The sequence below is a fragment of the Vibrio sp. 10N.247.310.17 genome, assembly GCF_041466605.1.
Taxonomy (GTDB): Bacteria; Pseudomonadota; Gammaproteobacteria; order Enterobacterales; family Vibrionaceae; genus Vibrio; species Vibrio tasmaniensis_A.
Genome location: NZ_JBFSTC010000075.1, coordinates 18,392 through 27,907 on the forward strand (window position 1 = coordinate 18,392; position 9,516 = coordinate 27,907).

General features: G+C 43.6%; 4 protein-coding genes. All 4 read right to left on the reverse strand.

The window, feature by feature from the left end; all coding sequences use genetic code 11:
• Nucleotides 1–225 precede the first annotated feature (225 nt).
• The 4 genes from AB6D80_RS18265 to AB6D80_RS18280 all read right to left on the reverse strand — a co-directional run bounded on the left by AB6D80_RS18265 (nt 226) and on the right by AB6D80_RS18280 (nt 9,238).
• Nucleotides 226–5,067, reverse strand: coding sequence for an NAD-glutamate dehydrogenase (locus AB6D80_RS18265; RefSeq protein ID WP_372189220.1), 4,842 nt, complete (start codon nt 5,065–5,067; stop codon nt 226–228).
• Nucleotides 5,068–5,295: 228 nt separating this feature from the next.
• Nucleotides 5,296–5,514 (reverse strand): DUF2835 domain-containing protein, encoded by a 219-nt coding sequence (locus tag AB6D80_RS18270; RefSeq protein WP_004733645.1) that lies wholly within the window; start codon nt 5,512–5,514, stop codon nt 5,296–5,298.
• A 215-nt stretch (nt 5,515–5,729) separates the two neighbouring features.
• Complete coding sequence (pepN, locus tag AB6D80_RS18275; protein WP_371701710.1) at nt 5,730–8,336, reverse strand: aminopeptidase N; 2,607 nt, start codon at nt 8,334–8,336, stop codon at nt 5,730–5,732.
• Nucleotides 8,337–8,554: 218 nt separating this feature from the next.
• Nucleotides 8,555–9,238 (reverse strand): hypothetical protein, encoded by a 684-nt coding sequence (locus tag AB6D80_RS18280; protein WP_012603881.1) that lies wholly within the window; start codon nt 9,236–9,238, stop codon nt 8,555–8,557.
• Nucleotides 9,239–9,516: the final 278 nt, after the last annotated feature.

The window sequence follows — 9,516 nt, forward strand, 5'->3', positions numbered from 1 at the left end:
TCTTTATTAAGCAAACGTTATCGTTTCAGCAGTCAGTTTACTCATTTCTAGTCTCTACCATATTACAGCCACCCACTCTTTTAACAACAAGCAAGGTGTCCACGAAGTGGGTCCGTCAAAAGAAGTGGGTCCGTCAAAAATCGTTAGACCTATTGATGCCACTTTATAGAAACGAAAAAGGCAGACCTTATGGCCTGCCCTTATGTCTTTCGTTTTATCTCATCACTAATCTGTCGACATGCAGTTTAGATTCAATAACATCAATTCACGCAGTGCTACTGAGAACTTGGCAAACTCATGAACCGAACCTACTTTGAATTCATTGAGGATACTTTCCCAACGATGTAGAGAAACAGAGTTACTTTCCATCCAATCATCAAGCGCTTTAATCACATCGATGTCTGAAGCACAACCGCAGTTGAGCACTTGGCCAGTTAGCTGACGTTGCTGCCAATCCAGATCTTCTCTGAATGCTGCACGTGCCAGCGCTTGCCAGTTGTTATCTACAGCTTGACCATTGATTTGCTTCAAGAACCAGTGCAGAGACAAACGGTCGCCAAGGTTGAAGTAAAGCTTAGACGCTTGTTGTACTGTTTTACCTGTCTCACGAGCCACTGTGGATATATCCAGTGCTGAGTACAAGCTAGACAAACGCGCAACTGAATTAGCCAACTCAGGGGTTACGCCTTGGTCAATCCATAACTGTGCCATTGCGTTATGCTCTTCTACTTCAGAAGCCACTAGGTTTTCATCCAGTTTCTCTGTGATAGTAAGAACATCGCCTTGGTAAAGTTCAATCAATGCTTTCACTGACTGTTTTCCGGTACGGTTTCTTAGCAACCAACGAGCCAAACGACGAAGTGTACGACGAACATGGTAGATCAATTCATATTGAGCTTCAGAACTTGAAACATTATCCAGTTCACGGATACTCTTCAGAACATGGCCAAGACCGTAGATTTCACGTGATGCTGCGTAAGCATTGGCAATATCAACGATATTTGCGCCCGTCTCTTCTTGCAGACGAGTAACGAAGTTACAACCCATCTCGTTAACCATTTGGTTAGCCAGCGCAGTCGCGATGATTTCAGAACGTAGTGGATGGTTATCCATGTGCTGAGAATAGTTACGACGTAACGCGGCTGGGAAGTATTGCATGAGCTGTTGAGCATGGAATTCATCATTAGCGATATCATCACTAACAAGATCTTCTTTAAGCACCATTTTACCGTAAGCGACAAGTACAGAAAGCTCTGGTCTTGTTAGACCTTGGCCTTGCTTTTCACGCTCAAGCAGTGTTTCGTCATCTGGGATGTATTCCAAACCACGATCCAAGTACCCTGCTTTTTCCATTGTATGAATAAAGCGGATTTGCTCTTTTACTAAGCCAACACCTTGATGCTCAGTAACCGAAATAGACTCAGCTTGGCAATATGCGTCGTCTAGTACGATTTCGCCCACTTCATCTTCCATTGATTCAAGCACTTGGTTACGTTGCTTAACGGTTAGATCACCATTAGACACCAAACCATTCAAGAAGATCTTAATGTTTACTTCATTATCCGAACAGTCAACACCACCAACGTTATCAACGAAGTCAGTATTAACGCGGCCACCCGTCAGCGCATATTCAATACGACCCAATTGAGTCATACCCAAGTTACCGCCTTCACCAACAACCTTAGCTTTCAGGTCACGGCCATCGATACGAAGCACGTCATTTGCACGGTCACCTACGTCAGTATGAGTCTCGTTCGAAGACTTAACGTATGTACCGATACCGCCATTCCAAAGAAGATCAACCTGCATAGACAAGATCGCTTTGATCAAGTCATTTGGTGCCATTGATGCTTTCTTAGTACCTAGCATTTTCTGAATTTCAGGCGTCAGAGAGATAGACTTCGCTCGACGAGAGAAGATGCCACCACCTTGAGAGATAAGGTCTTTGTTGTAATCTTCCCAGCTTGAACGAGGAAGATTAAACAAGCGCTCACGCTCTAACCAGCTTGATGCTGATTCTGGATTCGGGTCGATGAAAATATGCATGTGGTTAAACGCAGCTTGCATACGAATATGCTTAGACAACAGCATGCCGTTACCAAACACATCGCCCGCCATATCACCTACACCGATAGCGGTGAAGTCCGTTGTTTGACAGTTGATGCCCATTTCGCGGAAGTGACGTTTAACAGATTCCCAGCCACCTTTCGCAGTGATACCCATGGCTTTATGGTCATAACCGTTAGAGCCACCAGAGGCAAATGCATCGCCTAACCAGAAATTGTATTCAGCAGATACTGAGTTTGCTAGATCTGAGAACGTTGCGGTACCTTTATCGGCGGCAACAACCAAATACGGGTCATCTTCATCGTGACGAACAACACTCTTAGGTGGAATAACCTCACCTTCAATGATGTTGTCTGATACGTCTAGTAGTGCACGGATGAAGCGCTTGTAACAACGTTGACCTTCAGCAAAGATCTCGTCTCGGCCAGACATAGTATGCTGACGCTTACAAACGAAACCACCTTTTGCACCAACCGGTACAATTACTGTGTTCTTAACTTGCTGTGCTTTAACTAGGCCTAGAATCTCAGTACGGAAATCCTCTTGACGGTCTGACCAACGTAAACCACCACGAGCGACTTTACCGCCACGTAGATGCACACCTTCAATGTCTGGTGCGTAAACGAAGATCTCAAACGCAGGAACTGGCGCTGGGATATCTGGGATCTCGCTTGGTCTCATTTTCAGAGCCAACCAAGGTTTAGACTGTTTGTTGTCGTCTAACTGGTAGTAGTTAGTACGAAGCGTTGCTGTGATCATTTCCATGTAACGACGAATGATACGATCATCATCCAAGCTTTCTACATGATCCAACTGTTCAGTGATCTTCTTAATAAGATCTTGTTGGCCTTTCGCGCTGCCCTTTAATTTAGGATCAAAACGCTTACCGAATAAGCTCACTAACCCTTTCGCTAGATCTGGGTAATGAGACAATGTGTCTTCAATGTATTGTTGGCTGAATGGGAAACCCACTTGGCGCATGTAACGCGCATACGCACGTAAGATTGAGATTTCACGGCCAGAAAGACCCGCACCCAATACCAAGCGGTTAAAACCATCGCTGTCTAATTCACCTTCCCAAATCGCAGCAAAGGCTTGTTGGAATAGATCGCGCGCTTCACGAAGATCAATCGTCTTGTCACTCTTATGCAGCATCGAGAAATCAAGGATCCAATAAGTCACCCCATTGGTCTTGCGTACTTCATAAGGTGATTCACCAATAACGCGCAGGCCAAAGTTTTCAAGCATTGGCATAACATCAGACAGGTGAATCGGCTCATCACTGTGGTAGAACAGCTTCAAACGAACAGCTTTAGAGTCTGCTGCTTCTTCTTGAGGACGGTAGAAAAGCATACCCAGTTTGTTGTCTTCACTTAGTGCTTCTAGACGCTCGATATCTGCAACCGCAGAACCAGGCATCATGTCTTCTTTGTACGAACGTGGGAATGCACGCATGTACTCTTTCGATAACGGAAGACCTTTGCTCTCACCGAAGTTAGCAACGATTGATTCAGACAGGCGGTCATCCCACGTAGACGATACTTCCATTAAATTTTGCTCAATTGTTTTCACGTCCACATCCATGTTGTTGTTATCAACACGAACAATATAGTGCGTTCTTGCCAGTGGGCTTTCAGAGAAGTATGTCGTGAATTCGACCTCTTCTTCGCAACCGAAATACTGCTTCAAGATGCGTTGGGTTTGACGACGAAGTTCGGTGTTGTAACGATCTTTAGTAACGTAAACCATGCAGCTAAAGAAACGGCCAAACGGGTCTTTGCGAACAAACAAACGCAGAAGATCGCGATCTTGCATTTGAACTACGCCAGTACCGACTTCTAGCAATTCTTCTTCACGAGCTTGAAGCAGTTCATCTCGCGGGTAGTTTTCTAGAATGTTGTGCAGAGCTTTATAAGAGTATGAACCTTCACGGTAGCCACTCGCGTCTAAGATACGCTCTACTTTCTCGCGAACAAGAGGAATCGTTTCAACGGTTTGGTTATAAACGGCAGAGGTGTAAAGACCAGTAAAGCGGTGTTCACCAATGACCTTACCGTTCTTATCGAACTTCTTAATACCAATGTAATCATTGTAAGCTGGGCGGTGAATGCGTGAAGCCGTGTTGCCCTTGGTTACGATAAGTACATAAGGCTTTTTGGCTTCAAGACGTGCCGAATCCGAAAACTCAGACAGCTTAACGTTACGCACACGATCTGAATTCGCAAACAAACCAAGGCCTTGCTCCTTGGTCGGTTGTAGTTCTGTGTCGCCATTTACAGAAACAAGGTCATATTCCTTGTAGCCCATAAACGTAAAGTTGTGCTCGCCTAACCAACGAAGAAACGCCAACGTCTCATCAAAACGTTGGCCGTCTACAGGAATACTTTCTTTTTGCTTTTCAACTTGATTCGTTACTTCCTCAAGTTTTTCAACCATCTTCAGCCAATCGTTCACGACTAAACCAGTATCGGTAAAGATATCCAGTAGTTCCGTTTTGAGCGCTGTCATTTCAGCTTTGCTGCTAAGACGGTCTACTTCGATATGGAAAAGCGATTGGAATGCACCTTCGTTATTGCTCACGCCGACAACGCTGCCCTTATCAGAGCGAGAGATTTGTGTTGGATTGTGAAGCATAAGGTGAGAAGAAAGGTCTAGGCGAGTCAGCGCCATTTTTACAGAGTCTACAAGGAATGGGCTATCTGGTACGACTATCTCTACGATAGTGTGAGTAGATTGCCAACCTTGACGACTTACTGTCGGGTTAAAAACACGAACAGAGATTTGGTCAGCTTTCTTTTCATTGATGTGATGCCATAAGCTAACTACAGCACCGTATAAATCGGATTCGTTTCTCTGAGTTAGATCGTCGTGAGAAACGTTACTAAACAGGTGTTGAGCAAGTTGAGTTACGAGAGGTCGATGAGCAAGGTCAAGTTTGTCTTGAATCAGTTTGTAAACTTTTTCAAGTAAAACTGGAACCACAGTTTCACGTGCGGTCATAGTCACACTCCACAATTAGAATTTTATTTTATTATTAGGGGGCTTACTTAAGCTAGCGTTTGAATCAAGCCTTCAAGGCCAGTTCTACTAACGAGTTAAGCAAAGGTAATGCATTCATTTATTGTAAAAGCATTATTGATAAATAGTTAATTGTTTTAGAGGTGGTAAGAGGTGAAATGTTTGATTATGTGATTAAGATTCCCTTTAACTCACTAGGCACGCCAAGCTTTACAGAGCTTCCAACTTAATAAACTTATTTTTTTGGTCAGTTGTTAACCTAAACTGTCCTCTAACCCCTATTTGTGTAAGAAATGGTCTGAAGCGAGTTGCAGGTAGCTGTAAGCGTAACCCTGTTGTTGTTATCACTTGAACTTTACTTGCGGCACCCGAGTAGCTAGCCAAAAACTGCTGATATGAGATGTTAAGTTGGAAAATATAGCGATTCATACGATACCTGTATAAATATATAGTGCCGGTATTTTTGGCACTTAACGATGTCTGAAAGTGAACTTGAAACTGCTCTAGCTTATCGAAAATTCGATAAACCAGAAACAAAAAAATCAGTGGCAGATATTCTCTACCACTGATGACTTTTCGTTACTAGTAAACTGTTTATTAGCAAACCGCTTATGATCAAACAGTTACCTGAATAAGCGGCTGATTTAAGCCTCTAGTGCTTTTGCCACTTTCTCGAATAAGTCTTTTGCAAGGTTGTCCATGTTCTTCAGCGTCTCAAGTTCTTTTTTGATTAGAGCTTGGCGTTCATCATCGTACTTACGGAACTTAAGTAGCGGGTCAATCAAACGTGAAGCCACTTGCGGGTTGCTGCTGTTCAGTTCACGTAGGATCTCGCCAGCAAACGCGTAACCTTGTCCTGACTTGGCGTGGAATTGAACCGGGTTCATGTTTAAGAACGAACCAACCAAGTTACGAGTACGGTTCGGGTTCTTCAAGCTGAACGCTTGGTGCGACATCGACGCTTTAATCACTTCAAGTGCATTAGAGCTTGGGTTTGAACCTTGCAATGCAAACCACTTATCCATGACAAGACCATCATGTTTCCACTTGTCGCTGTAATCCGCCATCAAGGTTTCACGACATGGTAGTTGCGCACTGTTCGCCGCGCCCATCGCTGCCATTGTATCTGTCATGTTGTTTGCTTGTTGGTACATAGCAACAACCAAGTCATTACCCTTTTCAGTATGCGCTAAGTAACTTAGACAAACTTTACGTAGAGTACGCTTACCAATCGAATCGTGATCGATCGTGTATTCTGTTAGTGCATGGCTGTGATAAACCGCCGCTAACTCGTCTTCAAGTTCTGCAGCTAGTGTTACTTTCATTGAGTTAAGAACAGATGCGACCGCATCAATATCAACGCGCTCATACCAACCCGACACTTCGTTATGGCTCGGTAGAGAAAGCATTTCTGCAATAAACGCAGGTTCTAGTGAATCACTAAGCAGTACCCCGCGGAATGCATCAACAACAGAAGCAGAAAGTTCAAACTTTTGACCTTGTTGAACGTTATCTACGTTGCTACGGATGTATTTCGCTAGCAGCATTTGACCCGCATCCCAACGAGAGAACTCATTGCGAGCATTCACCATCAGGAAGATCAGCTCTTCATCTGAGTAATCGTATTCCAATTTCACTGGCGCAGAGAATTCACGAAGTAGCGATGGGATCGGTTGCTCTGAAACGTTTTCAAACACAAACGTTTGTTCCGCTTCTTTCACATCTAATACATTGTGAACTGGCTGACCGTTACATTGTAACCCAATCACTTCACCCGACGCGGTGTATAGCTCGATGTCTAGAGGAATATGCAGAGCTTGCTTATCCGTTTGCTCATGAGTTGGAGCCGTTACTTGGCGAGTTGTTAACGTGTACTCTTTCTTTTCTGCGTCGTAGTGACTTTCAACAGACAGCGTCGGCGTACCAGACTGGCTGTACCATAAACGGAACTGAGACAGGTCAACGCCCGACGCATCTTCCATTGCAGCAACGAAATCTTCGCAAGTTGCAGCGGTACCATCGTGACGTTCAAAGTAAAGCTTCATGCCTTTTTGGAAACCTTCCTCACCCAACAATGTGTGGATCATTCGGATCACTTCACTGCCCTTTTCGTATACCGTCAATGTGTAGAAGTTGTTCATTTCTATCACTTTTTCAGGGCGAATTGGGTGAGACATTGGACTTGCATCTTCAGCGAATTGTGGCCCGCGAATAATACGAACATTGTTGATTCGGTTTACTGCGCGAGAACCAAGATCAGATGAGAACTCTTGGTCACGGAATACGGTTAAGCCTTCTTTCAAGCTTAGTTGGAACCAATCGCGACATGTCACTCGGTTACCGGTCCAGTTATGGAAATATTCATGACCGATTACCGCTTCGATGCCTAGGTAGTCGGTGTCGGTTGCTGTTTGGTCGTTCGCTAAAACAAACTTAGAGTTAAATACGTTCAGACCTTTGTTTTCCATCGCGCCCATGTTGAAGAAATCAACAGCTACGATCATGTAGATGTCTAAGTCATACTCAAGATTGAAACGCTCTTCGTCCCACTTCATTGAGTTAATCAAAGAAACCATCGCGTGGTTTGCGCGGTCTAGATTGCCTTTGTCGACAAAGATTTCTAGGTCAACTTTGCGGCCTGATTGTGTGGTGTAAGCGTCACGAAGTACATCAAAGTCACCGGCAACAAGAGCAAACAAGTAAGCAGGTTTTGGATGTGGGTCTTGCCACTTAACCCAGTGACGACCATTTTCAGCATCACCTTCATCTATACGGTTACCATTACTAAGTAAGAATGGATTTTCTGCTTTGTCTGCGATTACCGTTGTGGTGAATTTTGCCAATACATCAGGGCGGTCCATGTAGTAAGTAATACGACGGAAACCTTCAGCTTCACACTGAGTACAGAATGCGCCACCCGACTTATACAAACCTTCAAGTGCACTATTCCCTTCAGGATTTACTTCCGTCACGATCGTGAGTGTGAAATCTTTCGGTAGTCCGCTCAGTGTCAGTTGAGTTTCAGATTGCTCGAATTGCGTCCACTCTTGACCCTCTACTAAAACAGAAACCAACGTCAAACCTTCACCATCAAGTACTAAGGTCGAACTATCTTTCTCTTGCTTAACACTAGACACCGCCGTAATGATGGACGCTGAATCGTACAAATCGAAAGTAAGATCGATTTGAGAAATAGTGTGAGATGGTGATTGATAATCTTTACGATACTTGGCTTGAGGTGTATGTGCCATGACGGGTTCCTTTTGATCGTTATACGTAATTGTATTTTAACTGTATATATCTAAAGGTTGAGGGCCAAGAACACAAGGGGAATATTGAAAAAAGGAGGCATTGTAGTAAAACGCCTCCATGTTTTGCTATTTTAGCAACCAAATAAGAAAGGAACGGCTAATAAATGAACTGTGAGCCATATTATCAACAAACCTGACTTTGCGCATCCAACCCGTCATTATCGAATACGATTGAGTACTGCAAACATGTCGCCTTCTTCACCTTGAAGCGTCAAGACGTCGCTGTTTAATGTGTAACGAGTGCCGTGCTCGCCATTTTCATACAGAAGCACCAATTGATCGCCTTCTGTGTAATACACCCCTCGACGAACAACTTCACTCCCCACTTCATCGGACACTCTGAACATAAATACAAAGTCAGGTTGAAGCACTAAATCCATTTTTTGAATATTACTCGCGCGCAAGTCGCTTCCGGACAATTCGGCGCTTGACCATATTCCCGCCAATGCATTTGGTAAAGCCTTGGTGAACATAACACCGTTGAGGTTCAACATATTATGGTTACTGCTATAGGCGTAAACTTGAGGTTCAGAGGTGTTTAAACCCAAAATAATGGTATCTTCATTGGCGTTATACAAGCCTTCCCAATGGTCGACACTGTAGTCTTTCTTTTGAATATCAATGGAGAATGAATAATTTGAATCAAGGGTTAGCTTTATCGCTCTAAAATTTTCAGTACCTTGTTCAGGATCTGGGTTCATCAAATACCAATCACCAAGCAGTAAAGGAAGGTCAAAATGAGATAGATTGCTGTCACTTTTTGATTGCTGCTCGCTTGAAGCGACCTCACTCCCAAAAGCAACAAAACTTAAACAAGATAAAAATAGTAGAATCCATTTCATACGCGCCCCCTCGTTTTCTTTAAGCTTAGGCACGTAATGAATAGAAAGCGAAAAAACTTGATCCAAGTCACTAAATTTTAAGTGCAAAGTAACTTAAATGTCATTATTCGACACAAAACAGAGCTAAATAACCCTGAACATTGAGTGTTCTTTGCGACAGTCTCAACGGTTACAATCAGGTATTCCTGTCAAATCATAGACACAAAAAAAGCGAGCCTAGGCTCTAATGCCGTTCACTTAAGAGTGAACGGCATTTTTGTTCTTAGCATACCGTTGTG

Excerpts from the sequence above, each read along its gene's own strand:
- AB6D80_RS18265 (WP_372189220.1), bottom strand. The coding sequence starts at position 5,067 with ATGACCGCACGTGAAACTGTGGTTCCAGTTTTACTTGAAAAAGTTTAC.
- AB6D80_RS18280 (WP_012603881.1), bottom strand. The coding sequence starts at position 9,238 with ATGAAATGGATTCTACTATTTTTATCTTGTTTAAGTTTTGTTGCTTTT.
- pepN (WP_371701710.1), bottom strand. The coding sequence starts at position 8,336 with ATGGCACATACACCTCAAGCCAAGTATCGTAAAGATTATCAATCACCA.
- AB6D80_RS18270 (WP_004733645.1), bottom strand. The coding sequence starts at position 5,514 with ATGAATCGCTATATTTTCCAACTTAACATCTCATATCAGCAGTTTTTG.